The sequence below is a fragment of the Chlorogloeopsis sp. ULAP02 genome (assembly GCF_038404745.2).
Classification (GTDB): domain Bacteria; phylum Cyanobacteriota; class Cyanobacteriia; order Cyanobacteriales; family Nostocaceae; genus Chlorogloeopsis.
Window position 1 is genome coordinate 73,746 of the sequence record NZ_JAYKTT020000077.1, and the last position, 26,792, is coordinate 100,537.

Annotated in this window: 26 protein-coding genes and 1 pseudogene; 13 read left to right on the forward strand and 14 right to left on the reverse strand. The window is 41.6% G+C overall.

What is annotated here, in order from left to right; translation table 11 throughout:
- Positions 1–288: 288 nt before the first annotated feature.
- Positions 289–441, reverse strand: coding sequence for a hypothetical protein (locus tag U2718_RS27470; protein ID WP_341993124.1), 153 nt, complete (start codon positions 439–441; stop codon positions 289–291).
- Positions 438–2,198 (reverse strand): protein kinase domain-containing protein, encoded by a 1,761-nt coding sequence (locus U2718_RS27475; RefSeq protein ID WP_341993123.1) that lies wholly within the window; start codon positions 2,196–2,198, stop codon positions 438–440. Before U2718_RS27475 ends, U2718_RS27470 begins: the two co-directional genes overlap by 4 nt.
- Before the next feature lie 958 nt (positions 2,199–3,156).
- Between U2718_RS27475 and U2718_RS27480 the strand changes: the two genes are divergently transcribed.
- Positions 3,157–4,170, forward strand: a complete 1,014-nt coding sequence (locus U2718_RS27480; RefSeq protein WP_016873841.1) for a ribose-phosphate pyrophosphokinase — start codon at positions 3,157–3,159, stop codon at positions 4,168–4,170.
- 107 nt (positions 4,171–4,277) lie between these two features.
- Here the strand turns inward: U2718_RS27480 and U2718_RS27485 are convergent, their stop codons facing one another.
- From U2718_RS27485 to U2718_RS27505, 5 genes are all read right to left on the reverse strand, one after another.
- Positions 4,278–4,850, reverse strand: coding sequence for an HD domain-containing protein (locus tag U2718_RS27485; protein ID WP_341993122.1), 573 nt, complete (start codon positions 4,848–4,850; stop codon positions 4,278–4,280).
- 127 nt (positions 4,851–4,977) lie between these two features.
- Positions 4,978–5,334, reverse strand: coding sequence for a transcriptional regulator (locus tag U2718_RS27490; protein WP_341993121.1), 357 nt, complete (start codon positions 5,332–5,334; stop codon positions 4,978–4,980).
- A gap of 70 nt (positions 5,335–5,404) precedes the next feature.
- Positions 5,405–5,824: a type II toxin-antitoxin system VapC family toxin gene (locus U2718_RS27495; protein ID WP_341993120.1), complete on the reverse strand. Its 420-nt coding sequence runs from the start codon at positions 5,822–5,824 to the stop codon at positions 5,405–5,407.
- On the reverse strand, positions 5,805–6,059 hold the full coding sequence (locus U2718_RS27500; RefSeq protein ID WP_341993119.1) for a hypothetical protein: 255 nt from the start codon (positions 6,057–6,059) through the stop codon (positions 5,805–5,807). Before U2718_RS27500 ends, U2718_RS27495 begins: the two co-directional genes overlap by 20 nt.
- A 182-nt stretch (positions 6,060–6,241) precedes the next feature.
- Positions 6,242–7,387 (reverse strand): serine/threonine-protein kinase, encoded by a 1,146-nt coding sequence (locus U2718_RS27505; RefSeq protein WP_341993118.1) that lies wholly within the window; start codon positions 7,385–7,387, stop codon positions 6,242–6,244.
- A gap of 435 nt (positions 7,388–7,822) precedes the next feature.
- Between U2718_RS27505 and typA the strand changes: the two genes are divergently transcribed.
- Positions 7,823–9,613 (forward strand): translational GTPase TypA, encoded by a 1,791-nt coding sequence (gene typA / locus U2718_RS27510; protein WP_289787504.1) that lies wholly within the window; start codon positions 7,823–7,825, stop codon positions 9,611–9,613.
- Between the two features lie 528 nt (positions 9,614–10,141).
- Here typA and U2718_RS27515 read toward each other — a convergent pair.
- Positions 10,142–11,569 (reverse strand): cation:proton antiporter, encoded by a 1,428-nt coding sequence (locus tag U2718_RS27515; RefSeq protein WP_341993117.1) that lies wholly within the window; start codon positions 11,567–11,569, stop codon positions 10,142–10,144.
- 479 nt (positions 11,570–12,048) lie between these two features.
- Between U2718_RS27515 and U2718_RS27520 the strand changes: the two genes are divergently transcribed.
- The 3 genes and pseudogenes from U2718_RS27520 to U2718_RS27530 all read left to right on the forward strand — a co-directional run.
- The gene (locus tag U2718_RS27520; RefSeq protein ID WP_341993116.1) at positions 12,049–13,092 is read left to right on the forward strand and encodes a serine/threonine-protein kinase; all 1,044 of its coding nucleotides are present in this window, start codon (positions 12,049–12,051) and stop codon (positions 13,090–13,092) included.
- Between the two features lie 25 nt (positions 13,093–13,117).
- Positions 13,118–13,423, forward strand: coding sequence for a Ycf66 family protein (locus U2718_RS27525; protein ID WP_341993115.1), 306 nt, complete (start codon positions 13,118–13,120; stop codon positions 13,421–13,423).
- Between the two features lie 52 nt (positions 13,424–13,475).
- Positions 13,476–13,775: pseudogene (locus U2718_RS27530) on the forward strand (Ycf66 family protein); the annotation flags it as partial.
- A 53-nt stretch (positions 13,776–13,828) separates the two neighbouring features.
- On the opposite strand, the gene U2718_RS27535 reads toward U2718_RS27530, so the two are convergent.
- The 4 genes from U2718_RS27535 to murG form a co-directional block, all read right to left on the reverse strand.
- Complete coding sequence (locus U2718_RS27535; RefSeq protein ID WP_341993114.1) at positions 13,829–14,164, reverse strand: DUF433 domain-containing protein; 336 nt, start codon at positions 14,162–14,164, stop codon at positions 13,829–13,831.
- Between the two features lie 206 nt (positions 14,165–14,370).
- Positions 14,371–14,625: a DUF6737 family protein gene (locus U2718_RS27540; RefSeq protein WP_341993113.1), complete on the reverse strand. Its 255-nt coding sequence runs from the start codon at positions 14,623–14,625 to the stop codon at positions 14,371–14,373.
- A gap of 28 nt (positions 14,626–14,653) precedes the next feature.
- Positions 14,654–15,088, reverse strand: coding sequence for a hypothetical protein (locus tag U2718_RS27545; protein WP_341993184.1), 435 nt, complete (start codon positions 15,086–15,088; stop codon positions 14,654–14,656).
- A gap of 56 nt (positions 15,089–15,144) precedes the next feature.
- Positions 15,145–16,218 carry an undecaprenyldiphospho-muramoylpentapeptide beta-N-acetylglucosaminyltransferase gene (gene murG, locus U2718_RS27550; RefSeq protein WP_341993112.1) on the reverse strand — a complete coding sequence of 358 codons (1,074 nt, stop codon included), beginning with the start codon at positions 16,216–16,218 and terminating at the stop codon, positions 15,145–15,147.
- 158 nt (positions 16,219–16,376) lie between these two features.
- Between murG and U2718_RS27555 the strand changes: the two genes are divergently transcribed.
- The 3 genes from U2718_RS27555 (at position 16,377) to U2718_RS27565 (ending at position 18,791) form a co-directional block, all read left to right on the forward strand.
- Positions 16,377–17,192, forward strand: coding sequence for a nuclear transport factor 2 family protein (locus tag U2718_RS27555; protein ID WP_341993111.1), 816 nt, complete (start codon positions 16,377–16,379; stop codon positions 17,190–17,192).
- Between the two features lie 90 nt (positions 17,193–17,282).
- Positions 17,283–18,056, forward strand: coding sequence for an SDR family oxidoreductase (locus tag U2718_RS27560; protein WP_341993110.1), 774 nt, complete (start codon positions 17,283–17,285; stop codon positions 18,054–18,056).
- A gap of 369 nt (positions 18,057–18,425) precedes the next feature.
- Positions 18,426–18,791, forward strand: a complete 366-nt coding sequence (locus U2718_RS27565; protein ID WP_341993109.1) for a hypothetical protein — start codon at positions 18,426–18,428, stop codon at positions 18,789–18,791.
- A gap of 346 nt (positions 18,792–19,137) precedes the next feature.
- Here the strand turns inward: U2718_RS27565 and U2718_RS27570 are convergent, their stop codons facing one another.
- Entirely contained in the window at positions 19,138–19,929 is a 792-nt protein-coding gene (locus U2718_RS27570) for a M15 family metallopeptidase (RefSeq protein WP_341993108.1), read from the reverse strand.
- Between the two features lie 101 nt (positions 19,930–20,030).
- On the opposite strand from U2718_RS27570, the gene U2718_RS27575 reads away from it, so the two are divergent.
- A complete protein-coding gene (locus U2718_RS27575; RefSeq protein ID WP_341993107.1) occupies positions 20,031–20,948 on the forward strand; it encodes an AEC family transporter in 918 nt (305 codons plus the stop codon).
- Between the two features lie 133 nt (positions 20,949–21,081).
- Here U2718_RS27575 and U2718_RS27580 read toward each other — a convergent pair whose 3' ends face one another.
- Positions 21,082–21,600: a phosphoribosyltransferase gene (locus tag U2718_RS27580; RefSeq protein ID WP_341993106.1), complete on the reverse strand. Its 519-nt coding sequence runs from the start codon at positions 21,598–21,600 to the stop codon at positions 21,082–21,084.
- A 68-nt stretch (positions 21,601–21,668) separates the two neighbouring features.
- Here U2718_RS27580 and U2718_RS27585 point away from each other — a divergent pair, with 68 nt between their 5' ends.
- From U2718_RS27585 to U2718_RS27600, 4 genes are all read left to right on the forward strand, one after another.
- Positions 21,669–23,117: an MFS transporter gene (locus tag U2718_RS27585; protein WP_341993105.1), complete on the forward strand. Its 1,449-nt coding sequence runs from the start codon at positions 21,669–21,671 to the stop codon at positions 23,115–23,117.
- 238 nt (positions 23,118–23,355) lie between these two features.
- Positions 23,356–23,757, forward strand: coding sequence for a DUF1622 domain-containing protein (locus tag U2718_RS27590; RefSeq protein ID WP_341993104.1), 402 nt, complete (start codon positions 23,356–23,358; stop codon positions 23,755–23,757).
- A gap of 472 nt (positions 23,758–24,229) precedes the next feature.
- Positions 24,230–25,489 (forward strand): MFS transporter, encoded by a 1,260-nt coding sequence (locus U2718_RS27595; RefSeq protein ID WP_341993103.1) that lies wholly within the window; start codon positions 24,230–24,232, stop codon positions 25,487–25,489.
- Between the two features lie 42 nt (positions 25,490–25,531).
- A complete protein-coding gene (locus tag U2718_RS27600; RefSeq protein WP_341993102.1) occupies positions 25,532–26,563 on the forward strand; it encodes an NADP-dependent oxidoreductase in 1,032 nt (343 codons plus the stop codon).
- Positions 26,564–26,792 lie beyond the last annotated feature (229 nt).

Genomic DNA, 26,792 nt, shown 5'->3' on the forward strand with positions numbered 1-26,792 from the left:
GTATTAGTTAGTAGTTAGTGGTGAGCCAGCACTGCGGGAGGGTTTCCCTCCGCAGGTGACTGGCGAACCCGGAGGGTTAGTAGTTAGTAGGGGAGGCAGCGCGTTGCGCGGGTTCCCCCGGTTGTAGCGACTGCCGTGCGGGTTTTACTGATCATCTTTGGGTTGAAACAGATAATTTATCTTTTAAACCCGCCCGTATAGTGGTTAGCAATTAACTACTACCAATGTAATACATACTTTGTCCGCAAATTCATTTGAAAGTACGGAACAGGTGACTGGGGACAGTAATTAGTGTAGCTGCGTATCGGTTTGCCACAGGATACAGAGAAATAAGGTAACTGTCAACTGATAAAAACTTTTGCTTTCTGCCACGGCAGGTGCTACAACGGAGCGGAGCCGGAGACGCTCTGCCTCCTCTGCCCTCTGCCTTATACTTTTCATACTTGATTGTCTCCGAATTTGGCAGGGTTTATATTGCCTGTGGAGCTTGTGTCATCACCAGAAGGATTGTTTTGATTTGGCTCAGGAAATATTGGCGTTGTTGTGGGAAAATCTGTGGGGATTTGGATTGGAGTTTCTATAGGGGTTTGGGTGGGAACTTCTGTAGGAGTTTCTGTAGGAATTGGGGGAGGAGTTTGGGTAGGAACTTCTGTAGGAGTTTGTATAGGTGTTGGTTCGATTGGGTTTTCTAATTTAGCATTGAGGCTATAATCACTCTCGGCAATTCCTTCGCTTAAATTTAATTCAATAGTATACGTATCAGTAAGTGGTAATCTTCCTTGATAGAAAGTGACTGCTTTAGCACTGTTGTCAAGTGGCTCCCCATTTGAACTTGAGACTGTAAGCAAAACGCCGCTTTCTTGTGCTAACAGGACAGTTAGTAGCTGATCCTTTTGACCTCTAAAAGTATACCGAACAATCTCATTTGCTTTGATTGTATCGTCAACCTTAAATGTGTTAGATGCATCAAAGTTGAGGCGTTTGATTTTGATGACAGGTGTTGCAGGTGGTGCAGTAGTGGGAATTTCTGTGGGAACTTCTGTAGGTGCTTCTGTAGGTGTGGGTGAATTTGTTTCGCCACCAGTCACAACTGGTGAAGGGAAAGTTTGCGGTGGTGCCTCTGGTGGTGGTGATTGACTGCGCAGAGAACGAACTAATGCCCAAGAACCAAAACCCGCCAGAATAATTACAGCGATGCCAATTGCTGCGATCGCCAAAGGATTATCTAAAACCGATCTAGTATTAGGTTCTGGAATTACGCGAGCAGATTTATTGGGTGTTGGTGGTGATACTTGATCGGGACGACCGATGGGAACTGTTTGGACGTTAGATAATAGTGGAAGTTGAACTGGTAGTGTTGCTTGTTCTGGAGATTCTAAGACTTGTAAGACTTCCCTTGCACTTTGGAAGCGATCGCCCGGTCTATAACTCAACATCCGATTTAAAATTTGGGTAAATCGCGGACTCACTCTCACCCATTGTTGCCAATTCCAAATCAGTTGATTTTCATCAAATAGTTCTTGGGGTTCTTTGCCAGTGAGCAAAACTATCGCTGTAACTGCCAGTGCATACAAGTCACTACTGGGATATGCTTGCCCCGTTTGCATTTGTTCGCTGGGAGAATAGCCTAATTTTCCTACATAGGTTGCCGAGGATGAATTAGGAGATTGGAATCGTGTTGCTAGTTCTTTGACTACCCCAAAATCAATTAAAACTGGTTTGTTGTCAAGCTCTCGCAAAATAATATTATCTGGTGAGATGTCCCGGTGAATAATGCCTTGATGGTGAATATAGTCTAATACTGGTAACAGCGAACACAACAATTGCCAGACTTCTTGTTCTGTGAATGCACCTCCAGAGATTTTGCGTTCTTCTAACAAATCGCGATAAGTTTTCCCGGCAACGTAGTCTTGCACCAAAAATAAGCGCTGTTCTTGTTCAAACCTTTCTCGGAATTGCGGTACTTGGGGATGTTGGATTTGATATAGAGTTGTCGCCTCTCGTAGAAAAAGTTCTTGCGCCTTCTGCCAAGCGACAGGATCTGTGGTGTTGGGAATCAATTCTTTGATGGCACAAAGTTCATTAAAACGCCTTTGATCTTCTGCCAGATAAGTTCTACCAAACCCCCCTTGACCGAGAATTTGAATTAGCCGATAACGATTTTGCAGAACAGTGCCAACTGAAATTGGTGGTTGCATCTTTTAATTAATTGAGTGTAATAGCATTACTCGGAGGAATTTACCCACAAACAACACTTCTAGCAGCATATGGTCAATCGCCATACTTAATGGATAGTAAGAGCAAGCCTTTACAGACTTCGACCATTCTATTCTCACACTCTTTTCTCAGTACCGAGAAGTAAAAAAACATGAAATATTAACTTTTTAGGATCATAAACATTCTCTAGCAATTACCACAGACATACCAAATTCAAAGTGGGCATCAGCCTTGTGACGGCAACTTACAAATCGAGGTTCCAAAAAGAATCAGCTTTTTTGCTAGTTAAGGAACATGGAACGCTGTTGTTCTGTACTTTCATATCAAGCAAAGCTGATTAAGTAGGTGGACATAATTAAATGTAAAATGTCATCTTCTAGACAGCAGGCGAAACCAATCTTTTACCTTCTGCCCTCTGCCACGCCACATGCTACCCTACGGGAATCGCCTTCGGCGCCTACAAGTCGGCACTAGACGCGTTCGCCGTAAGACGCTGCCCTCTGCCTTCTTGTCTGATGGAAAAATAGAAAGCAAGTCTGCTAAAGTATTATTTTGTCACTAGTATCATCAAGTATTCAGCTACTGCTGATTAATTCTTTCATTGATTTTTACTTGCACGAGTTGTCAACTTGAATATCACTGAAAAATCAAAATTGTTTGTTTCCTGTTATAAATTACTTGCCCACAAGCAAGTAATCAAGCAACTCACTCAGTGTAGGTATTTTATCTCAACGCAAAAATCTCAACTATTAAGTGTAGTTAACGATTTCAATGCCAGTTAAACTATTACGAGTGTATTTGCTACAGAAACAAGAAAATAAAGAAGTTGTAGTTTCATGGAGGTATGTTTAAAGTTTTTATGAAAGCTTCAACAAAACTCACAAAGCTTTTTTAGGGCTATTTCTCTTAAATATCTAAATATCTGATGATAAGATTGCCATGAATGCACATCGAGGAACTGCTGTGCTCAGTACTGCAACTTTCAAACTGCCAGCTGCAACAGGACTAACTGAAAATCACCGCTTGCGGCTTTTCTCTGGCTCTGCCAATTTATCGCTGTCTCAAGAAGTAGCTCGATACCTGGGCATGGACTTGGGGCCAATGATCCGCAAGCGATTTGCGGATGGAGAACTTTATATTCAAATCCAGGAATCAATTCGGGGTTGTGATGTCTATTTAATCCAGCCTTGCTGTCAACCCGTGAATGATCATTTAATGGAGTTACTAATTATGATTGATGCCTGTCGGCGAGCGTCAGCCCGACAGGTAACAGCAGTAATTCCTTATTATGGTTATGCCCGCGCCGATCGCAAAACGGCAGGGCGGGAATCAATAACTGCCAAACTAGTTGCTAACCTAATTACTCAAGCAGGTGCCAACAGAATTCTGGCAATGGATTTGCATTCAGCGCAAATACAAGGATATTTCGATATACCTCTAGATCATGTATATGGTTCGCCAGTAATACTAGATTATTTAGTAAGTAAGCAATTGTCTGACATTGTGGTTGTCTCGCCAGATGTTGGCGGTGTAGCACGAGCCAGAGCATTTGCGAAAAAGCTTAATGATGCTCCCTTAGCGATTATTGATAAACGCCGTCAGGCTCACAACGTCGCCGAAGTTTTGAATGTGATCGGTGATGTCAAAGGTAAAACAGCGGTGCTAGTGGATGACATGATTGACACTGGTGGCACAATTTCGGAAGGAGCAAGATTGCTGCGTGAAGAAGGAGCGCGTCAGGTATATGCCTGCGCCACCCATGCAGTATTCTCTCCACCTGCGGTAGAGCGGTTATCGAGCGGTTTATTTGAGGAAGTAATTGTCACTAATACAATTCCGATCAAAGAAAGCGATCGCTTCCCACAATTACAGGTGCTTTCGGTAGCTAACCTCTTGGGGGAAACAATCTGGCGGATTCATGAAGATAGCTCTGTAAGTAGTATGTTCCGCTAAACCGAGAAAATACTGTCATCACCGCTACTTTAATGCAAAATGTCGCAGGCAAAAATAGCCTGCGCAACCTAATTTATTTATTTGAAGATGCACCTGTCTAACCAAATTTAAGAATACAAAGAAGTCAAAACTTCTAGTTCTGCTACTATCTGTTCTAATTCGTCAAAAAGAGGATTAGATCCTATTTTTTGGAAGGCAATTACCAAGGCTCGATAATACCAAAGCGTACCTTCTTTGCCTCCCTGAAAGCGCTGCCAAACTGATTCGCCTAAAACGCGGTAATCTCGGAGAATAGATTGGGCATTGTAGAGTTTATCAGCCGCACTCACGAGTAGTACTGAAGGTGAAGCAGTAGCAAGGTGGGCAATATATTTTTCTTTGCGCTCTCGCCAAGGTGGTTTAGGCGTAGTGTCAGCATCTGTACAGCCATCCACAATAGCAGTGACATGATCTCCAAAGCGACGGCGAATTTCTTCCCTTGTGGCAGCACCGCCCTGATCTTCTATGGCATCATGCAACAGTGCTGCTATGGCTTCATCTTCATTCGCTCCGTATTCTAGGGCAATACTAGCAACACCTAATAAGTGAGCAACGTAGGGAACACCCGAACCTTTGCGAACTTGGTTAGCGTGGAGTTGCGTGGCGTAGGTAAGAGCTTCGATAAAGCGTTGTGAGAGCATTTTTGAGTCAAGTTTAGATGGTGCACGCTGGTGATTGGGTATTGTAATTGCAGCTCTGGAAGCTCCCTTTTCCAATGTGCTTTTTAATTATTTTCTTTGCTAACAAAAAAATTTTACCAGCGATCCGTCATTGCGAAACAGTAATTTCCGCCTCATCGACAAGATTTGTGCTATTTTCATTTACATTTTCTGCAACAGCCACAGTAAGTTTTAATCCCAAAGCATTGAGCCAGGTTCCCAGATGATAAATTGCTTCACTCCCGCGCTGAGATAAGATTTCTTTGAGTTTTTCTTGATGATATTTAGCCTGCTCTGGTGTCATCCTGCCTTCACAAAGAGCCTCAGCTACATTACTTAGTGCCATTTGGAGTAATTCCGGCTCAGGATCTTCTTCTTCTAAAAGAGCCTCGATATATAAAGCAGTATGACTGGGATCTTTGAGATGTGAAATTAAGTAGGGATGGTAGCTATCACTTGTTGCCATGAGTGCGATCGCTAGCTCAACAATAGTTTTGTCTTGGCTATGGTAGCCTCAAACAATATTTTCCAGTCATTTAGGTTCGCCAGTTATCCAGTCTTAAAGGGTAACCCAATGCTTGTATACGACTATAGTGAGCCAAATTACCAGTTACCAAGGTTAAATTACGTTGTAAAGCTATGGCAGCAATCATTGAATCCGGATAACCAATAGGTTGCCCTGTTCGTTCCAAATCAGCATAAATGCGCCCTGCCAATTCTGCATCTGGCAGTTCCAGTATCAAAATATCTTCAGTGGCAAGTGTAGCTAAAAATGCTTGAACTTTATCTTCTCGTTGACGCTTGTGCCAACCTTGGACAACTTCCATAACTGTGATTACCGAAGTTGTATAGCAGCCAAAAACTGCGCGATAAGCAGTAGCTTTAACTATAACTTGTTGATTTATACCTTTGAAAATTTCAGACAAAATGTCTGTGTCAAGTAATGCCTTGTTCAATTTTTTGATTGAATGAGTAGGAAGCCCGATTTTTGATAGCTTCTTCAATTATCTCATCTACTAACTCAGACTCGTCTGCAAATAGTCCTACCCAAGGATCTTGTGTCACTTTTGTCGCTGCTAAAAGTTTGATTACTTCTGTAATAAGTTCTGGTAATGTACATTGGCGAGACTTTGCCAACTGTTCAGCAAGCTCAAGGGTTTGAGTATCAAGTTGAACTTCTATTTTTCGCACGCTACCTCACCTTTTTCTGTCATTTTAACGTAATTTAATTACTCTCGTTTGTGCCTGCATGACTTGATTATAGACGTAGAATTCTCGTTGATTAATAGCGATTGCTCAATCATTCTCTTTAAAAGTGAGTATTTGTATATGAGTTTATAGGATTTTATATTCTGTCAGAATACTACTCTGTTCTAACCTACTTTTTTAAAAGACCATGAGTAGGAACCTTTTATGTCTTTTCCTGTGCCAGATAGTTGCCTGCAATCCGATGATAATTTTCCTTGATTTTCTCCCAACCGCCAGTAACCTGAGATTATTCTAATTTCTCGTATTTTTACTGTATTATTTTTGTAGTTAAGGCTGCCATTAATGGCAACTTTTGCTGTACCATTCCACCAATGTTCATGGATTAAAATTCCATCAAACGAATTCTCAGACTGGTGAGTGATAGAGAGAGTAGCCTTGCCACTACCAAACTCACCATGCCAAGTTCCCACTATTTGTGGAATATAAGCACAAAAATCATGATTATATTGAAGTAATTTCAACCACTTCTTTATGGACTGGGGGCGATTTTCTGGCTTTATTTCCATCCCCTTAAGAATCGCCTGATTAACTCGATCAGTAATATTAGAATTAATATCCTTTGCTTGTATCATTGATGTACCAATTGCTCTGAGTGGAGCCATTATTGGTAATTCTCCAGTTAATAGAAAGTACAGCGTTGCTGCTAAAGCATAAATATCAGTATAAGCACCCCTTCTTGCCCTTCTGTCATACTGCTCAATGGGTGCATAACCATCAGATAAAATTTGTGTATGCGTCTCAGTTAAATTTTGGGTGAACTCGCGTGCAATGCCAAAATCAATTAACACAGCTTCCAACTTACCAGAACGCACCATAATATTGTGTGGCTTAATATCCCTATGCAGTAAGCCATTATTGTGAACTATAGTTAGTGCTTCTCCAATTTGTTGAATATAATTTAATGCTTTTACTTCAGATAAAACGCCTTGATTTTCAACCAGATTGTATAAATCTTCTCCATCGATATATTCCATTACCATGCACCATAATTCCCCCTCTTGAATTAGTTCATGAATTTGGACAATATGAGGGTGAGTGCATTTAGCTAATTTTATCGCTTCGTTCAAAAAATCTTGCTGAAATTTGGCAAAGTCAGGACGAATTTGCAGATTATCATTTAGGGTTTTAATAACAACGCAGCGTCTATTATTATCTCTAGCGCGATAGGTAATACCAAAGCTACCTTCGCCTAGTTCTTTTTCAATGATGTACTTGCTATCCTGTAACTTATGTCCAACTGCCCAAGTCATTGCTCATTAATTAATAAAATTCATGTTAATTTTGGCACAAATGATTGAATTAAAACTAGGATATGTACTGATGCAATAATAGCGTATATAGACAAAATTCCATTCATAACCACGAGTTATGTTCTGTAAACTGTTTTTATCATAATCTACACAAATGTAATTAAATTTACATCTTTATAAAAAATGCTAGAGTGATTGCGGAATGAATCTCTCTCAGCCCAGCATTCATTCCGGACTTAACTAAACTCTTGATGTTTACATGAATGGAAGCCCTTGCCTGGGTATTTCCAGCGTTTTGAAGTTTTCCTAAGTCAATTTACATTAAGATAGAATTGTTAAGGCTTATTTACAGAATTTGCAGTTCCCCCCAAATTCTGTTAGAGCAGTTCACCACTATATATAAAATCCCCACTAGAGTACTGGAACGCGCTTATTATGACGCTCCCAATCCGTAACGTCGCTATTATCGCCCACGTAGATCACGGCAAAACAACCCTCGTTGATGCTCTCCTCAAACAATCCGGCATTTTCCGTGAAGGGGAAGACGTTCCGGATTGCGTTATGGACTCCAACGCCCTTGAACGGGAGCGGGGAATTACTATTCTTTCTAAAAATACAGCGGTTAAGTATAAAGAGACGCTGATCAATATTGTTGATACTCCTGGACACGCTGACTTTGGCGGTGAAGTAGAACGGGTACTTGGCATGGTGGATGGTTGCATCCTCATTGTTGATGCCAACGAAGGCCCTATGCCCCAAACTCGTTTCGTGTTAAAAAAGGCACTAGAAAAAGGATTGCGCCCCATTGTTGTAGTCAACAAAATTGATCGCCCGCAAGCAGATCCCTACGGTGCAATTGACAAAGTATTAGACTTATTCCTCGAACTAGGCGCTGATGAAGATCAGTGTGATTTCCCCTATTTGTTCGCCTCCGGGTTGTCAGGCTACGCCAAAGTAGACTTGGATGATGAACCCAAGGATATGCAGCCATTATTTGATGCCATTTTGCGTCATGTACCGCCACCAGTGGGCGATCCCAACAAACCACTGCAACTGCAAGTCACAACCCTAGATTATTCTGAATATCTGGGGCGGATTGTGATTGGCAGAATTCACAACGGCATCATCCGCATGGGACAACAAGCGGCTTTGGTGACAGAAAAAGGTGACATTGTCAAAGCCAAAATTACCAAGTTAATGGGCTTTGAAGGCTTGAAGCGGGTGGATATGGAAGAAGCTTCTGCCGGTTATATCGTAGCTGTAGCTGGTTTCGCTGATGCAAATATTGGTGAAACAATCACCGATCCGAATGAACCTCAAGCTCTACCACTGATTAAAGTGGATGAACCAACATTGCAAATGACCTTTTGGGTGAACGATTCACCCTTTGCTGGTCAAGAAGGTAAATTGGTAACATCCAGACAAGTGCGCGATCGCCTTTTGCGCGAACTAGAAACTAACGTTGCCTTACGTGTCGAAGAAACCGACTCTCCAGACAAATTCTTGGTTTCCGGTCGTGGCGAACTACACTTAGGTATTTTAATCGAAACCATGCGTCGGGAAGGTTACGAGTTTCAAGTATCCCAACCCCAAGTAATTTACCGGGAAGTTAACGGACAACCCTGCGAACCTTATGAACTCCTGGTATTGGATATACCTGAAGAAGCAGTTGGCAGTTGTATAGAACGCCTCGGACAACGTCGCGGCGAAATGCAAGATATGCAAGTTGGTGGTAACGGACGCACCCAGTTAGAATTCGTCATCCCCGCCCGTGGATTAATTGGTTTCCGGGGTGAATTCATGCGGATGACACGGGGCGAAGGTATAATGAACCACAGCTTCCTCGATTACCGTCCGATTACAGGTGACATTGAAGCCCGTAATAAAGGCGTTTTAATCGCTTTTGAAGAGGGTGTTTCCACCTTCTACGCCATGAAGAATGCCGAAGATAGAGGTGTATTCTTTATCACTCCTGGCACCAAGGTCTACAAAGGCATGATTGTGGGCGAACACAATCGTCCCCAAGACTTGGAATTGAATGTCTGCAAAACCAAGCAGCTTACCAACCATCGTGCAGCTAGTGGTGATGAACTAGTGCAGTTACAAGCACCAGTAGAAATGAGCTTGGAGCGTGCTTTGGAATACATCGGCCCTGATGAATTGGTGGAAGTTACTCCCCAGTCAATTCGTCTGCGGAAGATGGCGAAAAAGTTAGCGAAACGGTAAGAAATCAAAGCCCCTCAGGCTGGAAGCCTGGGGCTAAAAGAACAAAGCCTGCCTCCGCAGGCTAGAATTGTTGCGAGTAGATTCGATATTCGAGTTAACTTTGGGAATATGCCAGATTTAGCTAGTTCCGCAATTCATCTCACGTCTCACCCGAAGAGGAGGTAAGATGAATTGTGCTTCAGTTGACGACAGTTAAAAGACCAATGCCGGAGGCGAGAGAAGGAAGTCGGAAACGAACAATTCTACGATAAAATTAAGAACATCACTTGATAGGTCTACAGGGTAATGACCTGGGCTAATGATTCGAGTGATAGAGGAAAGAAGGATGTAACTTGCCGAACCTGACCCTCCGTAGTGGGCTAAACTACGCTAAAAAGTACAGTAATTAAATATTCTGACCTTCGGAACAAGGGGTAAAGCCTATTGCCAGAACGTAAGACTTATTATTCTACGGAGTAATAAGCGGTTCTTTGGGTAGGAAGCCTACTGTCTATGCCAAGCATCACGCTCAGGTAGTTCACAACACAATCAAGTCAATACCATCCAGAACAGCAAAATCAACATCAGACTCATAAAACCGATTAGATGCTCAAACTGTTCAAGTATGCGTGGCAGACTAAGTAATGAGCGTTGAAAAATTAAAAAATACGCTAACCAACCAACACCAATGATTGCGACTGCTTTGATGATGTTTGCCATTGTATACGCCTGGTAATATAACCCACTTGTGACAATCAGCGCAGCAATTAATAGTATTATCGGTTGCCAGAAACCGGAACGTACAATTTCTCTCCCTCCATGCGGCAGAAATATGAATTTGGCATATACTATTGCTGTTCCTACCGCCCCAACATTCATGGCGATCGCTTGCCAGGATAGTACATTCTTTAGTGTTAACATCTTCGCTCCAAAGCCGATCAACAAGGGAAACCCGGAAATTGAAAGGCTGGCTATAACCAGAACAACCCAGAGTGTGGTACTGATCTGCGTCTTTCGCAATTCCTTGAAGTCTCGACTGGGTAAGTTCCCCGCGATCATGAACAGTGCCGATTTTGCCAATCCATGCGCCAACGCATAAAAGCCTCCCGCGATTGGTGCAGCCAGAATCCAGCCTAGTTGTGAAACTGTACTCAAGGCTAGCGTCCGCTTGGTATCTTTTTCCAAGACAGCATAGATTACTCCCAAATACACTGTCCCAACTGCAAATATCCTAACGATAGGATCAATCTCTTCCACAATCAAAGCGCAACGCACCAAGGGAAAAACGCCAGTTTTAACCACGATTCCCGATAGTAAAGCTGACACTGGCGTATCTGATTCGGAATGGGTCAATGGTAACCATAATCCTGATACAAAAACTCCACCTTTTGTCAAGAGTCCCAAAAAGATGAGAGCAATCGCTTCGGTTGGTGCTTTGTGCAAACCTGCAAACGCAAAGGAGTGATTCACTTGGTAGACCAACACCGCACCTACCAAATAAAATAGCATTGCCGTGTTGCTGATAAACAGATAACGCAAGGCAACCCAAATGGAGCGATCGTTTCTAGGATAGGCAATCAACAGAAATGCGGCAATACTGATCACTTCTAGCGCCACATATAAACTGATGAAATCTGCACAGACAAAGGCGGCATTAACGCTACCATGCAAAATAACGGTTTGCATATAAAAGAAAGCCGTCTTATCGGTGTGCCAACAGTAGAGAATAACCGCAGCAGTTACTAGCGCATTTGTCAATATAAAGTAGCCGCTCAACTGATCGATGACTAATGTGACACCAAAATTATCTAGTAATGTTAGTGTTAGTGATGACTGGTTGAAAAGTAGCTGTAACGCATATCCAGTAGAAACCAGGCTTATTCCCAATGCTAGATATTTAGCAAGTTTTGGAAATAGATAAATTACGAATCCAAAAAAAAAGGGTAGTCCAATCCAGGCGATTGTAATAGTACTCATGGTGTGAGGTTTTTTTCAAGAGCAAACCTAAAAATCCGCACGCTTCAACACGGTAACTGCCTGTTGGCTAAGAAGTGGTTAGTTATGTGTGAAGCAGAAGTGAAAGTTGCTATTAATAAGTATTTTCGCTTATTTCTACATCTATTTCTTGTAGCTTCTATCTTAATTTTCAATGGCAAGGCATTGATTTAACTCTATACCAAATTCAAAATATTGAGGATAGGACATATGAACCTAATATTGCTATAGAATCGGCTAATGAGAGTGCGATCGCTTCATGCACTCGGTTCATCCAATGGGATGAGTTTCGTTTTCTTTGCTACTTAAACTCCTTAAGTTTGGGAAAACGACGGATAAAGTCGTGAGAACACAGATTATCTATTATTCATCTGTTGTGATTTATTAGAATAGCTTGACTAAGGCTGCTGTCAAATCATGGTGTGTCAAAATAATTGGGTAGAATCTGTTAGTAGTTCACTATGTTAGGAAAGTTACTAGACGGGCGCTACAGAATAGTCCAAGTTTTGAGAGCAGGAGGATTTGGTGAAACCTATATTGCTGAAGATACCCGACGAATAAATAACCCCAGATGTGTTGTCAAGCAACTCAAGCCTGCTAGTAACGATCCTAGTTATCTGCAAATCTCTAGACGCCTATTTTATAGTGAAGCGGAGACGTTACAAAATTTGGGTGACCATCATAACCAGATTCCCAGACTTTTAGCTTACTTTGAAGAAGATCAAGAGTTTTACTTGGTACAAGATTTTATTGAAGGCAATCCACTCAGTACAGAAATGCAACTCAGCCAACGCTGGAGCGAAAGCCAAGTTATTAAAATGTTACAAGATGTTTTAGGTATCTTAGAATTTGTTCACGGCTACGGGGTGATTCATCGAGATATCAAGCCCGATAACTTAATTAGACGGTACAAAGATGACAGATTGGTATTAATTGACTTTGGTGCTGTTAAGCAAGTGCGAACACAAATAGCAACAGGCCAGACTCAGATAACTGCTACTGTTGCTATTGGCACTCCTGGTTATATGCCAGCTGAACAGGCGCAAGGTAAACCACAGCTTAACAGTGATATTTATGCATTGGGGATGATTGGTATACAAGCATTGACTGGCCTATATCCTACTCAATTACAAGAAGACCGACACACAGGAGAAATTCTCTGGCAACAATATGCTCAAGTTAGCGATCGCTTGGCAAACATCCTAAATCAGATGGTGCGCTACGACTATAGAAGAGATCGCTATCAGTCAGCAGGTGAAGTACTACAAGCACTTCAACAATTGGTAAGTCCTTTGCTACCCACTCAACCACTTAATTCTGAAGATATTTGGGGTCAAAAGACAAATCACCCTCAAAATCTGCTTCCACAAAAAATACTAAAAACTAAATCACCATCCAATACTTCATCCTATAGGCGTAAAAAATTAGTAGCAGTAATTGGGCTTATTCCTTTTATTCTGATTCCAATTTTGTTGATTGTGAGCTTGTTGTTATTGGCAAGATAATGCTAAAGATAATTGGTAAGGTGATATGGTCAATTTAGGATTAAATTTGACTGGTGTAATAGCTCAACTCAATATTGGTGCGAACTCGGCATCATTGCTCGGTATTTTTCTTTATTTTGCTGGAGCCGCTCTTTGTTCTCTGGCCTTATTTCGTCCAAACCTTGCCCGATATTACGACATCCTTTTTGCCCAATTTTTGTTGATCTGTAGTTTGGTTCTTATTTTCCAAGGATGGAGACTAGATCCAATTTTACAGTTTGGTCAACTCTTATTAGTCGGAACAGGAACGTTCTCTGTAATTGAAAGTATCCGCCTACGCAGAATCAGGTAATAGGCTTGAACAAAAACATCGTGTCTAGCCACAATCTAACTTGGAGGATAAGATGGTCAACTTGGGATTGAGCTTAACCAATATTCTGGCTCAGGTAAATTTTGGGGCTAACTCAGCAAGTTTTTTAGGAATTTTCATAATTGTGGCTGGGTCAGCACTCTATTTTATCCGCTTTGTGAATCCAGATTTAACACGAGGTCATGACACTTTTTTGGCAGCCATGTGGTTACTATGTGGTTTGATTCTCATATATCAAGGGTGGCGTCTCGATCCAATTTTGCAGTTAGGTCAACTTCTATTAGTAGTAGTTATCACTTTCTATACTGTTGAAAGCATTCGGCTACGACAAGTCAATAAATAGTAAATTTTCATCAAGCAGGAAACGGATCTTCACGCTCAGTTTACCTACTCTCTAGTTCTAGAGTCTCGGATTGCTCTTAATCGCTGGATCGTAGGCGATGGTTCAGCAGAACGCCATTCATCGTAGCGTTGGGAACGCCAAGTATTTAATCGCTCCATGTATGCATCGATATCTTGTTTGTTGTGCAGGTAGTAGGTGATAGTCGCGTAAATCTTTTCTAAGGAAAGTGAGGGGAAATGTTCTTGAATTTGCTCCGGTGTATATCCTTGCTGGTAATAATCAATCACATTGTCAATGCCAATGCGATGTCCTTTAATACGGATGTCATCAGGGGACAAAAACTCGAAGTAATCTTCTAATAAAGTTGTTGAAGTATTCATAAGTTTCTATTCTAAATAGAAATTTGTTTGAGCAAAGCGGCGCATACTCTTCTATTCAAGTTTACATATAAACACAGCGTTTTTTGGTGCGTTACGGCTAGTCTGATGCTCTCAAAATTTCAAGTCTTTGCATAGCCGTAACACACCCTACGAATTTGGTATTTAGTGTATAAATTCCTATTTAAACTAAGACAAAAATAGCTTCGTTATTCATTTATAGATTCATTTTCTGATAATTGGTACGATTCCAAAATACCGCTACGAATGATTAATTGCGGCCAAATTAACAAGAAAAAACACATCCATATGAGTATAGGGATAGAGACAAGAATTGTAAGCCAAATAATTCTAAATAATACCCAGCTACCACCAATTAGCGTCAAACCCGTGAGCAAAATAGACCAAGGTTGACACCACCAAGGTTTGTATTTCCACGGGCTTACAGGCTTTTGTTCTGACATTGATTTAATTTGACAAATTTACAAATGGTTAGTTAGGTTTCCACTTTTCTGGAGATACATATTCGCCCTGCAAAATATCTAGAACTTGGATATCACCGCTTGGACTCAAGACACGAAACCAGTAAATTGTGTCAGTGTAGTCTATATGATTTTCAAACACTTGAATTGTGTAGTAAGGTTCTTCTGGTGTAGGATAACTACCAATGGCTGCGGCGACACGTATTGTTCCTTTAGAAAGCCGTTCAATAGTTTTTGCTTTGCTTTGCACTTGTGGCAATTTCCATACTAAATTCAAGGCAGTTTTCTCATCAATTTCTTTAGGAGCTTGAGAAATTGTAGAGGAAGATAGAACTCTCGGAACTTGATGATTATGAGTCTGAGCAATAGCTGAATAATTTACTAATCCCATTAGCGATATAGCCATAAATGGGTAAGTTACCAATTGTTTGACAGTCCTAGTCATTGGCATAGTTGTTTGCTTGCGATCGAGAGTTCCAAATTTTAGTTTGTAATATAACTTTACCTCTCAACTACCTCACGCACCAACTGTGCTAATTTTTCGGCACTGTCAGGAATAGCGATCGCCTTTGCTTTTTCGCCCATCGCTTTCAACTCTTGGGGTGACTTCAACAACCGCAGAACTTCTGTTTGCAACACCTCGGCAGTTAATTCTGATTGTTGAAACATCAATGCCGCATCAACTGAAGTAAAGACCTTGGCATTATATGTTTGATGATCTTCAGCAGCAAAGGGGTAAGGAATCAAAATCGCAGGTGTACCGCACACTGCCAATTCTGTTAAACTGCCGGCACCAGAACGACTAATGGCTAAATTTGCTCTTCGCAGCAACGCTGCCATATTGTTGTAGAATGGCAAAGAAATATACTGCGGATGCTGTAAACTATCCGCTTCGGGATCGTGATCACCAGTTAAATGCACAACCCAAGCACCAGCATCAAACCAAACTTTTACACACTGACGCACAAATTTATTAATCCCTACAGCACCTTGGCTACCACCAAAAACGACGATTAAAGGCACATTCTCAGGAATAGGTAAATCCAATGTTGCTTCAATACCCGATTCTAAAAATTGAGAACGTACTGGAGTACTTGTATAAATAGTTTTGGCACGCGGTAAATACTTGGCTGCGACTTCAAATCCTAGTGCCACCGCACTACACCAAGGGCCAAAAAAGCGTGTTACCTTTCCTGGTAAAGCATTCGATTCGTGAAGAATTACTGGTATGCCCAGCGATCGCGCGGCTATTACACTAGGCCCAGCAATATAACCTCCCGTGGTGAATACTCCTTGAAATTTACCTTGTTTTAATATTTTCCTGACTTGGAGAACCGAACCGATCAGTTTACCTAAAGTCAACAGCGATGAAATTCCTAATCCTTTTTGAAACCCTTCAACAGAAATAACATTCAATTTATACTGTTGGGGAACTAGTTGAGTTTCCAGACGGTTGGGAACGCCTAGCCACTCAATTTGATAATCTGGCAACTGCTGTGCCAGTGCGATCGCTGGAAATAAATGCCCACCAGTCCCGCTTGCAGCAATTAATAATCGTATTGGTGCTTTTGCCATCTACCTATTACCATGTCAGCCCTTAGCTTAACTAAGATAAAGCAATTTCCCTATTTTCTTGTAGGCTGTTTTAGAAATTAATTTACTACGGTTTCTACTGTATGCGTTTTACTTGAGAACAGGGAATATTTTTTGTAAACCAAGCTAACTAATTACCTATGAGTAAACTAATCGCCTTGCTATTGAAACGCCAATCACGCTTTTCGTCCTCTCGTTGGCTAATTTTATTCATGCTGACATTTGGTTTGACAACGAGTTGGAAATCCGCTCAAGCCGTCAATCCACCTAGCAATGCACCTGCTCAATTAAAAAATCTCTTAACGCAAATTGATTCAGCTGCCAGTCGGGGTGATGTTAAAGCAGTAATGCAGTTCTACAGCCCCAATTTTGTGCATGGAGATGGATTAAATCGCCAAACGATGGAACAAGCCTTAACTGGGTTTTGGAAGAGATATCCCAAGCTGAAATACACCACCCAACTGCAATCTTGGCAGCCTCAAGGGAACCTGATTGTCGCTGACACCGTTACCAAAATTACTGGCTTACCTGCCGCTAACAATGACAATTTAGCTCTGTCAACTACCATCACATCGCGTCAGCGCATTGCAGGCGGAAAAGTTATTCGTCAAGACATTTTGTCAGAACGTACTCAAATTACCTCTGGAGCCAAACCACCCCAAGTTGATGTCAAATTGCCACAACAGGTAAAAGTTGGTCAAAAGTATAATTTTGATGCGATCGTCCAAGAACCCCTGGGAGAGGATTATCTTTTAGGTGCAGCTTTGGAAGAACCCATTCAAGCAACCAAGTATCTCAACCCCACACCTGTAAATTTAGAATTACTTACAACTGGTGGACTTTTTAAAGTTGGCAACGCACCTGCTAAACCAGGTAGTCAATGGGTTTCTGCGGTGATCATGCGGGGAGATGGTATGACAATGATTACTCAGCGTATGCAAGTAGTGAATAAGTAGTTATTAGCTCTTATTCATATGCCCTTTGTTTTTTGTCATCGGATTCTGACAAGTGACAAATGACTAATGACAAATGACAAATAACTAACAATGCTTTCTGTGCAAGACAAAATTATTTTCATTACAGGTGCCAGCAGTGGAATTGGTGCTGCTTGTGCCAAACTCTTCGCTGGTGCTGGTGCAAAATTAATTTTAGCGGCACGACGTTGGGAACGTTTGCAAAATTTGGCAGATGCACTCAACAAAGAGTTCGCTATTGATATCCATTTGTTACAGTTAGATGTACGTGACGCTAAGGCTGTAGAATCTGCTGTAACCAACCTGCCTTCTGCTTGGTCTGACATTGATATTCTCATCAATAATGCAGGTTTAAGTCGGGGTTTAGACAAACTCCATGAAGGCAGTTTCCAAGACTGGGAAGAAATGATTGATACCAATATTAAGGGTTTGCTCTATCTCACCCGCTATATTGTTCCTGGTATGGTGAAGCGCGATCGCGGTCATGTGGTAAATATTGGTTCGATCGCCGGTCATCAAACTTATCCGGGTGGTAATGTCTACTGTGGCACAAAAGCAGCAGTCAAAGCCATCTCGGAAGGTTTAAAGCAAGATTTGCTGGGAACACCTATTCGGGTAACTTCTGTTGATCCTGGTATGGTAGAAACGGAATTTAGCGAAGTACGCTTTCATGGTGATACACAACGTGCCACGAAAGTTTACCAAGGATTAACTCCTCTAACTGCTGATGATGTGGCTGATGTTATATTTTTCTGCGTGACTCGACCAATACACGTGAATATTAATGAAGTCATCCTGATGCCAGTTGATCAAGCTAGCACCACTCTAGTAAACAGACAAAGTTAAAAAATTTAAGAATAGTTAGAAACTAATTTTGTATCATCGCGGCAGAGAAAACCTCCGCGATTTTTGATTTCAATTTCATCTGTCCACAAGGTATAGTTTTTCAATTGTAAACATAACTCCAGATAGATAAATTGGTTATCGCCAAGAAGTTAGTTATTTATATTAGCCCTGTTTCGATTTAGTATTGCTTGTCTTTAATTCGCCTTGGCTAAATATTTTTAAATAGTTAAAAAAGATACTTTAAAGTTGGTTTTCTACCAACTAAGTCCAAGTAGGACATATTCCTCGTTTGCAGCGAATAAAACTACTTGCCCAGGGAAAGTTATAACAAAATGGCAATTTTATGCAGGGTGTGCAGGTAGGTAAGTAATGTTTGAAGTTAAAATGCAGCAGCAAGAAGTTTTCATCGAGCAACCCTCAAATCAAACCCCTGGTGATGTAACATTTGTAAATCAGTCAAATATACCAGTAGGAGGTGTGTTATTAGCTTACTTAAGTTTTATCTTTGTTGCTTTGGTGACAATTTTTTGGCATCCCAACTTAAGAAAGGCTGTAATTGACCGTATTTTTACTGTTAAGCATAATTCTCTAATTCCCTGTAATAAATGTAAGTATTTTAAAAACAACCGCTATCTCCAATGTGCGGTACACCCTACTAAAGTTCTTAATCCAGAGGCAATTGACTGCCCTGATTATCTACCTAAACAGAAGAAAATATTGGGTAATGGTGATTAGTCAATGGTCATTAGTCATTAGTCATTAGTCATTGGTTAGTAGGGGCGGGTTTTGTAGATGATCTTTCGGCACAAACAGACAACTTATCTTCTAAAGCTGCCCCTACAGTGGTTAGTAGTTGGTTTTCTCCTTCTTTCCTTGTCCCCGCGTCTCCCCCTTCTCCTTGTCCAAGTCTTCCCTACCTGCGCTCTTGCGTGGAGCGACTTCTGCCACGCCAGTTGACGCCAGGTGCTTTATGCCGGGGAACCCGTCCACCCTTCGGGTTCAGCAGTCCCCCATCGCCGGAAACCGCCAAGACGGGGGCTGCTTCACCGCACTGGCTCCTCTGTCATCTGCCTTCTACTAACTACGGATTTTGCTGAGGCTTAATATTTTTGGCCTTATAGAAAGTTTCCAAGCTTTCGCGATCGCCAACAAAACGCCAGTGCCAAGGTTCATAACTCACACCCTGCACATTCTCTTGGGGAAAGGACATTTCAAAGCCAAAACGAGCAGCATTTGCTTGTAGCCACTGAAAAGCCCTGGTATTTTCAAAACTGGGAACTAGATTAGTCGCCGGTGCCGCACCATCCCCAATATCTACTGCATAACCTGTATGATGCTCACTATGTCCGGGAGGAGCACTCAAAGCAGCTCGTTGTGCTGGTGTTTGATTACGTTGAGCACCAACATTAAAAAATAACTGTTCCTGTTCTTCGATAGAACGAAAACCCGAAATTGCTACTAAATTTACACCCTGACTTTGCGCTACTGCTACCATCTCTTGAAATTTCTGGGCGGCTGCTTTTCGCATCCTGATCCGTCTATTTGCAGCGATCGGTACAAGTTCTGACTCAGGTGCTTGGGGGTATGCCAAATGCCCTAATACTTGGTTGGCAGAGGAATTTCCAGACTGTGGGCTAGCAGGAGTTAAATTTGTGGAGGATAGAGAATCTTTTTTCGGTGCAGTCAAGGCAAAGAAAAAACCGCTAATTATCGCCAGCAGAATAACTCCCACTAATCCCCCAATCACTACAACCAAAAGGCGAAAACCCATCTTGGATTCTGCATCTGGAGCTTCGCGTAAAGCTACCGGAATCTCTTCTCCAGAGGCAGGCGATGAGTTTCGCGGTTTTCCAGAAAACTCAGCGTTATTCAATGGTTAACTCCTGCTTTGTCAAAAGATTTATAACAGATTGTAAACTGGAGGGAAATAAAGCTAGTTAGTATCATTTTACATAATTAGTTCAGGGTGTACTTTTGACAAACCTCTTAGAACTATACGTCAAGCTAGTCGGCTTAGTATCGGTGGGGTTCTTTCTTGGACTCAAACTACCTGCCACTATTCCCACCCATTTAGGTCAGTTTCTATTCTGGGTAGGAGTACCGTTAAGTATAGTAACTTTTTTACAAAAAGCTGACTTATCGGGACAGATTTGGATTGCACCTCTGGTTGCTCATTTAGCTATTTTACTAGGGGCATTTTTAGCTTGGATTGGGGTGAAATGGCAAGCCCTTTTCGCAAAAACAACTCCCCAGCAAGCGACTAAAGCTAGTATTATCCTCGCGGCAATGGTAGGTAACACTGGCTATTTGGGTTATCCTGTGATTTTGACAATGGTTGATTCCCAGTACTTCGCTTGGGCTTTATTTTACGATCTGTTGGGTACAACATTGGGTGCTTATGGCTTAGGTGTAGCATTAGCAGCGCGTTTCAGCAGCGGGATTTACAACCCTAGACAAATTTTGAAGGCAATTTTAATTAATCCGGCTTTATGGAGTTTTGGCTTTGGCTTGTTGTTAAGGCAAGTAACAATTCCTACTAGTATTAGCCAGGGTTTGGAAACATTAGCTTGGACTGCTGTAGCATTATCGCTGCTGTTAATTGGAATGCGTTTGAGCAAACTCAATTCTTGGCACAGCCTACCACAAGCAGGGTTTGGCTTGGGAATTAAAATGCTGTTAGTTCCCTTAATTTTGGGTAGCGCTCTACCACTTTTTGGGATAACAGGAGCGGCAGCACGAGTAATAGTTCTACAAATGGCAATGCCTCCTGCTTTCGCTACGCTCATCATTGCTGAGACTTTTAATCTTGATCGCAACCTAGCAGTAACTGCCTTGGCGATGGGGTCTATGATGTTATTGTTTACTCTGCCCTTATGGTTATGGTTATTTTAAAAATAAGGCAGTAGGCAGAAAGAAGCAATGTTTGTAGGGTAGGCACTGCCTAACTTTCCTCATACCTTATTCTTACTCAGTATTAAGCATACAGTCCTCACACTACAACTATGAGTAAAGTGCTACATCTCCACTAGCATGGCTGACTCACTTTCTCTAACAGTTCGGCTGGATTCATTAACTCGTAAGGTTCAAAAGGTTGATGAATCCAAGGATTGTCAGGTAGATAATCAACGTAGTAATCAGGTGCTATGACTGAACAAGCTTTATACCAAAGTACAGCAGTGCGAATTTCTTCGATGGGAAAATCAGAATAAGTCTGAAGCCAAGGTATCGTCTCTTTGAGCGTTACTCCAGAGTCTACTAAGTCATCTACTAAGAGAATACGCGAACCTAAGTTTTCGGTGGTCATTGTCATATGCTGGGAAAAGATGAGTTTCCCTCTTTCTTGTTTACCAGAGCCGCTGTAAGATGACGTTGCTAATATTGCTAGTGGCTGCTTGTAAATACGTGAAATAATATCTCCTACTCGCAACCCTCCTCTAGCAAGACAAACTATTTGGTTAAATTTCCAACCGGATTTATATATTTGCGCTGCTAGTAGTTCAATCTTGTGGTGGTAATCTGACCAAGAAATGTAAAGGTCTGACATAGGAAAATATTTATAGCTAATACTGGATGGCAACCAAGCTTTTTATTTTAATATGAGTGCGAGGCAATATGAGCAATTCTGCCCCTTCAGGCGATCCGCAACTAAGTACCGATGATGACAAACTAGATTTAAAAACAAAACTAGCTTATGGTGCAGGTGATTTAGGCCCAGCAATTACTGCTAATATTGCCATATTTTTTCTGATGATTTTCTTTACTAATGTAGCTGGAATTCCGGCGGGGTTGGCTGGCAGTATTTTAATGATAGGGAAGATTTGGGATGCAGTGAATGACCCAATTGTAGGGGTGTTAACAGATAAAACTCAATCTCGTTGGGGACGCCGCTTACCTTGGCTGTTTTATGGGGCAATTCCGTTTGGAATTTTCTTCTTTTTGCAGTGGATTGTACCTCGATTTAGTGCTAGTGAGAGTGCAAATGTTTGGTGGTTGTTTTGGTATTATGTGGCGATTGGAGTAATATCTCAGGTTTTTTATACTGTTGTCAATTTGCCTTATACGGCAATGACTCCCGAACTCACTCAAAACTATGACGAACGCACTAGTCTCAATAGCTTTCGCTTTGCTTTTTCCATTGGTGGCAGTATTTTGTCATTAATTTTGGCAAAAATTATTTTTGAGCAAATTCCCAACCGAGAGCAACAGTATATTGTCTTAGCGGCAATTTGTGGAATAATTTCCGTCTTGGCATTATATTGGTGCGTTTGGGGTGTGCGCGATCGCATTTTGGCTTTTGAAGCAAAACGCACTCAAACCCAAGAGCCCGCATCCATCCCTTATCAAGAACAGTTCAAAATTGTCTTTAGCAATCGACCTTTTTTGTTCGTTATTGGTATCTATCTTTTTTCCTGGTTAGCTGTACAAGTAACCGCAAGTATTATTCCTTACTTTGCTGTCAACTATATGCGCCTTAGAGAATCAGATGTTCCGACGGTATTGATTGCAGTGCAAGGTACTGCTTTGTTGATGCTATTTGTCTGGAGCGCTCTTAGTCAACGAGTAGGGAAAAAAGCTGTATATTTTATGGGCATGAGTTTGTGGATCTTAGCACAAGCGGGACTCTTTTTTTTACAACCAGGTCAAATTGGTTTGATGTATACTTTGGCAGTGATGGCAGGATTTGGGGTTTCCACTGCTTATCTTGTTCCTTGGTCAATGATGCCAGATGTGATTGAATTGGATGAACTTCAAACTGGACAACGCCGTGAAGGAATTTTTTATGGCTTTATGGTGTTGCTGCAAAAGTTCGGTTTAGCATTTGGATTATTTGTAGTCGGCATAGCACTAGAAGCATCTGGTTTTATAGAGGCAACTCCAGGGCAAAGTGCACTACCTACACAACCGGAGTCAGCCTTATTTGCTATCCGTATTGCCACCGCACCTTTACCTGCTATTTTTTTAATTTGCGGACTATTTTTAACATTTTTTTATCCTATGACTCGCGAAATGCATGCCGAAATTTTGCTGAAACTTAGGCAACGTCAACAGAACCAATCATAAAGAACAGCGATCGCCCTGGCTTTGGGCTTCGCTTGCTTACAAATTTCTTATTTTTTGATTTTAATTTTAAAGATTAAGTATTCTCATATCATCGTGCGAAAAGAGTTATCCGCTCAGAGATACACAGTGATGGCGCATTCGTAGAGGCTGTGCTGTCACCAAGTGCAAATTGCTTTCACACTTTTTAGCCAATTCAAACGACATTAGCTGGAAACCTTTGTGTCAGAGGAAATAATGAATGGAATGGTTTAAACTCTTGGAAAGCAACTTAGATAAGGTTGCAACGCTAGTTCAATTTTGTTTAGAAACTATCTCCGTAGTCTGTGTAGTGGTGGGATTGCTAAAAACAATACAACTAGCGATCGCTCTAAGTCGCAGCCACCAACGCAATCATCCCTTCCCATTCAATCTCCTGAGACTCCGCTTTGGCGTCTGGTTAGCTCTAGCACTAGAATTCCAGCTTGGGGCTGATATCCTAGCCACCACGATTGCTCCAACCTTAGAAGAATTGGTTAAGTTGGCACTGATTGCTGTGATCCGAACTTTCCTGAACTACTTCTTAGGTAAAGAATTAGAAGTTGAATATAAACAGCAAAAGCAAAGAGCAGAACTTGCTGCCGAGCAATTTGTTAAAGAATGACTGTGCAGATTCGCAACAAGCGATTCATAAAAGGTACTGGGGATTGGGTTTAAAGCAGATAAATTATGGAATGGGCGCTCTCAATCAGACTAAGGTCAATGAGAGAATTAAGAAAAGCCAATAAAATTTACTGGCTGCTGAAATATTTATTAAAGTTTTGTCTTTAAAACAGATATTTGATGAAACCAAGCAGCTAAATGGAAGCAGAGTTATAGAAAAACCGCTGCTTGTTCCTAATCTCTAGTCACTAATTCCAAATCCCCTTTGCAGGTTATTTACACTGATATTCCAGATTCCTTTCTGTAACAAGTTTTTTACACAAGCAATCAATGTTAATATAATTGTCATGAATTTTTGACTTTTATCAAGTGATTGCTCTACTGGTTTTTAACCTTGGCTTTTGATGCCTAGTTGCTAAGTTTTGAGCATCCAGACTTGTAGAGTGGGAATTGAGTTGGGAGATCCAAAATCAATGCCAAAGCGCAAAGAGCATCTTGAGCATCTACCTCATGCGGAAGTAGCTGATCGCACGATTCGCCTCAAGCAGCATAGAAACTTGTTTGCTTTACTGTCTATTGCTGCCGGTTTAATTTTTCTTCAGGGATACATGATCGCGCCCCTGATTCCGCGTTTGGCTGAAGTGTTCAATGTTCCAGTTCAGGAAATTGGATTCATTGTTCCAGCCTATATGTTATCCTACGCGCTGATGGCATTATTCTACGGTGTGCTGTCAGATCGATTTGGACGATGGTCTGTAATTCGCATCTCGCTCTTCATTTTTGTCATTTGCACCGCGTTGACTGCAACGGCTCAGACGGCTTCCCAAATGGCGACTTGGCGTCTGTTGACTGGAATTGGAGCCAGTGGAGTCATTCCACTCACCTTTGCCTTGATTGGTGATTTGTTCCCGTTCGATCAGCGAGGCAGCAAACTAGGATTGGTGTTTGCAGCGATGGAAGGAGGAATGGCGGCAGGTTCTGCGGGTGGTGCAATTCTGGAACCGTTTGTGGGTTGGCGATCGCTGTTTGTCGGTACTGCTATTCTTGCTGCTTTGGTACTTTGGCGGCTCCAACGTTACGGTGCTCTTTTTGATACACCTATGGTCGAAAGACTACCCAACATTCGCCAGATATTTAGGGGATACAGCCAGATATTAGCCAACTTTAGAGGACAACGAACCTATGCTTATGTTTTGTGGAACGGCATCTATCACTCTGGTGTATATACATGGTTGGGGCTGTACTTATCGCAGCGTTACAACATGGATGCATTGAGTATTGGTTTGACTATTCTTGGCTATGGTATTCCTGGATTATTACTGAGTTCCCTGATTGGTAAAGCCGTGGATTGTTGGGGACGTCGTTGGTTAATTCCGTCAGGATTAGTGATGGCAGCCCTAGCTGGGATTGTTATGATTTTTGAGATTCCCGCCTATGTAACAACGATTGCAGTTCTCGTCCTGTCTTTAGGGTACGACCTTACACAACCTTTGTTTGTGGGTATTGTCACAGACTTGGGGGATGGCAATAATTTAGGTCAAACTATGGGACTCAAAGTGTTTACCCTGTTTACTGGATTTGGCGTTGGCAGCCTTATATTTGGAGAATTATTGCACTTTGGATTTGGACTATCTCTTGCCATTTTTGGCGGCATTCAGTTAATTTCTGGTCTGATCGCAATTCCACTATTTTGGCAGGAAGTTCCATCTAGTTTACGTTCAGAAAAACTTTAAATTTATTCGATTAAAGCAAACTTAACTGCAAAGACGAAACCAATGGAAACAAGATTAAATAGACAGTTTCGCCTAGTATCTCGTCCTGTTGGCGATATTAAAGAAAGCGATTTTGAGTACCGAAAAGAGCCTCTTCCTAACCTTGCTAACGGTGAGGTGCTAGTACGCACTATATATCTTTCGCTAGATCCAACTAATCGCATCTGGATGAGCGATATGCCGCAGTATATGCCTCCAGTCGAAATTGGACAAGTCATGCGTGGTATTGTTGCTGGTGTGGTAGAAGAATCTAAAAATCCTAATTTCCAATCGGGGGATTTAGTTTCCGGTATGCTCGGTTGGCAAGATTACACAATTGTTGCACAAAACAACATCTCTTCTCTGACACGACTACCTAATCCTTCACCTTATCCGCTCTCCGCATTTGTTGGGCCACTTGGAGCTACTGGTTGGACAGCTTATTTTGGACTTTTGGATATAGGGCAGCCTCAAGAAGGTGAAACTGTGGTTGTTTCCGCAGCCGCAGGAGCAGTTGGTACCATTGCCGGACAAATTGCCAAAATCAAGGGTTGTCGTGTAGTTGGTATCACTGGTAGTGATGAAAAATGCCAGTGGCTAACACAAGAACTTGGTTTTGATGCAGCTATTAACTATAAAACTGCTGATTTAGACAGTGCGATCGCTCAATCATGTCCCAATGGTATTGATGTGTATTTTGATAATGTTGGCGGTTCTATCCTTGATGCCGTGTTAACGAAGATTAATTTGTATGCACGTATTCCCTTGTGCGGTTTAATCTCAACTTACAATGCTACCAAGCCTGTGCCTGGGCCGTATAATTACAGCCAGATTTTGATGAAGCGCGCTCGTGTACAAGGGTTTATTATTCTCGATTATTTTTCTCGAATATCTGAAGCCATAACTGATATTGGACAATGGCTCGATGAAGGTAAACTTAAGTACGCTCTTGAGATTGTCGATGGTTTAGAAAATGCACCATCAGCTATCCTAAAACTATTCGATGGTAATAAGAAGGGGAAACTGGTTGTTAAAGTTTCAGAAGAGCCGAATTAGTGAGATTCTACAATGGCAAAAGTATAACTATACATAGAAGTTATACCAATTCGTAATATCCTCCGGGAAGCCGCTACCGCGTCTACGTAATTAAGAAAGTCAGATCTGGTGTGAGTTTCAAGGTTTGAATGTGTTGCCAGATTTTAGAGAATTGGTATAAGTTAAGCGTAAAATGCGTCCTGTAAGATCCCCGACTTGTGATCAGAAGTCAGGAATCTGTGTTTTTAAT

What these genes read in the sequence shown, in the direction of transcription:
- U2718_RS27470 (WP_341993124.1), bottom strand. Translation starts at nt 441, where the DNA reads ATGAAAAGTATAAGGCAGAGGGCAGAGGAGGCAGAGCGTCTCCGGCTC.
- U2718_RS27475 (WP_341993123.1), bottom strand. Translation starts at nt 2,198, where the DNA reads ATGCAACCACCAATTTCAGTTGGCACTGTTCTGCAAAATCGTTATCGG.
- U2718_RS27480 (WP_016873841.1), top strand. Translation starts at nt 3,157, where the DNA reads ATGAATGCACATCGAGGAACTGCTGTGCTCAGTACTGCAACTTTCAAA.
- U2718_RS27485 (WP_341993122.1), bottom strand. Translation starts at nt 4,850, where the DNA reads ATGCTCTCACAACGCTTTATCGAAGCTCTTACCTACGCCACGCAACTC.
- U2718_RS27490 (WP_341993121.1), bottom strand. Translation starts at nt 5,334, where the DNA reads ATGGCAACAAGTGATAGCTACCATCCCTACTTAATTTCACATCTCAAA.
- U2718_RS27505 (WP_341993118.1), bottom strand. Translation starts at nt 7,387, where the DNA reads ATGACTTGGGCAGTTGGACATAAGTTACAGGATAGCAAGTACATCATT.
- typA (WP_289787504.1), top strand. Translation starts at nt 7,823, where the DNA reads ATGACGCTCCCAATCCGTAACGTCGCTATTATCGCCCACGTAGATCAC.
- U2718_RS27515 (WP_341993117.1), bottom strand. Translation starts at nt 11,569, where the DNA reads ATGAGTACTATTACAATCGCCTGGATTGGACTACCCTTTTTTTTTGGA.
- U2718_RS27520 (WP_341993116.1), top strand. Translation starts at nt 12,049, where the DNA reads ATGTTAGGAAAGTTACTAGACGGGCGCTACAGAATAGTCCAAGTTTTG.
- U2718_RS27525 (WP_341993115.1), top strand. Translation starts at nt 13,118, where the DNA reads ATGGTCAATTTAGGATTAAATTTGACTGGTGTAATAGCTCAACTCAAT.
- U2718_RS27535 (WP_341993114.1), bottom strand. Translation starts at nt 14,164, where the DNA reads ATGAATACTTCAACAACTTTATTAGAAGATTACTTCGAGTTTTTGTCC.
- U2718_RS27540 (WP_341993113.1), bottom strand. Translation starts at nt 14,625, where the DNA reads ATGTCAGAACAAAAGCCTGTAAGCCCGTGGAAATACAAACCTTGGTGG.
- U2718_RS27545 (WP_341993184.1), bottom strand. Translation starts at nt 15,088, where the DNA reads ATGACTAGGACTGTCAAACAATTGGTAACTTACCCATTTATGGCTATA.
- murG (WP_341993112.1), bottom strand. Translation starts at nt 16,218, where the DNA reads ATGGCAAAAGCACCAATACGATTATTAATTGCTGCAAGCGGGACTGGT.
- U2718_RS27555 (WP_341993111.1), top strand. Translation starts at nt 16,377, where the DNA reads ATGAGTAAACTAATCGCCTTGCTATTGAAACGCCAATCACGCTTTTCG.
- U2718_RS27560 (WP_341993110.1), top strand. Translation starts at nt 17,283, where the DNA reads ATGCTTTCTGTGCAAGACAAAATTATTTTCATTACAGGTGCCAGCAGT.
- U2718_RS27565 (WP_341993109.1), top strand. Translation starts at nt 18,426, where the DNA reads ATGTTTGAAGTTAAAATGCAGCAGCAAGAAGTTTTCATCGAGCAACCC.
- U2718_RS27580 (WP_341993106.1), bottom strand. Translation starts at nt 21,600, where the DNA reads ATGTCAGACCTTTACATTTCTTGGTCAGATTACCACCACAAGATTGAA.
- U2718_RS27585 (WP_341993105.1), top strand. Translation starts at nt 21,669, where the DNA reads ATGAGCAATTCTGCCCCTTCAGGCGATCCGCAACTAAGTACCGATGAT.
- U2718_RS27590 (WP_341993104.1), top strand. Translation starts at nt 23,356, where the DNA reads ATGGAATGGTTTAAACTCTTGGAAAGCAACTTAGATAAGGTTGCAACG.
- U2718_RS27595 (WP_341993103.1), top strand. Translation starts at nt 24,230, where the DNA reads ATGCCAAAGCGCAAAGAGCATCTTGAGCATCTACCTCATGCGGAAGTA.
- U2718_RS27600 (WP_341993102.1), top strand. Translation starts at nt 25,532, where the DNA reads ATGGAAACAAGATTAAATAGACAGTTTCGCCTAGTATCTCGTCCTGTT.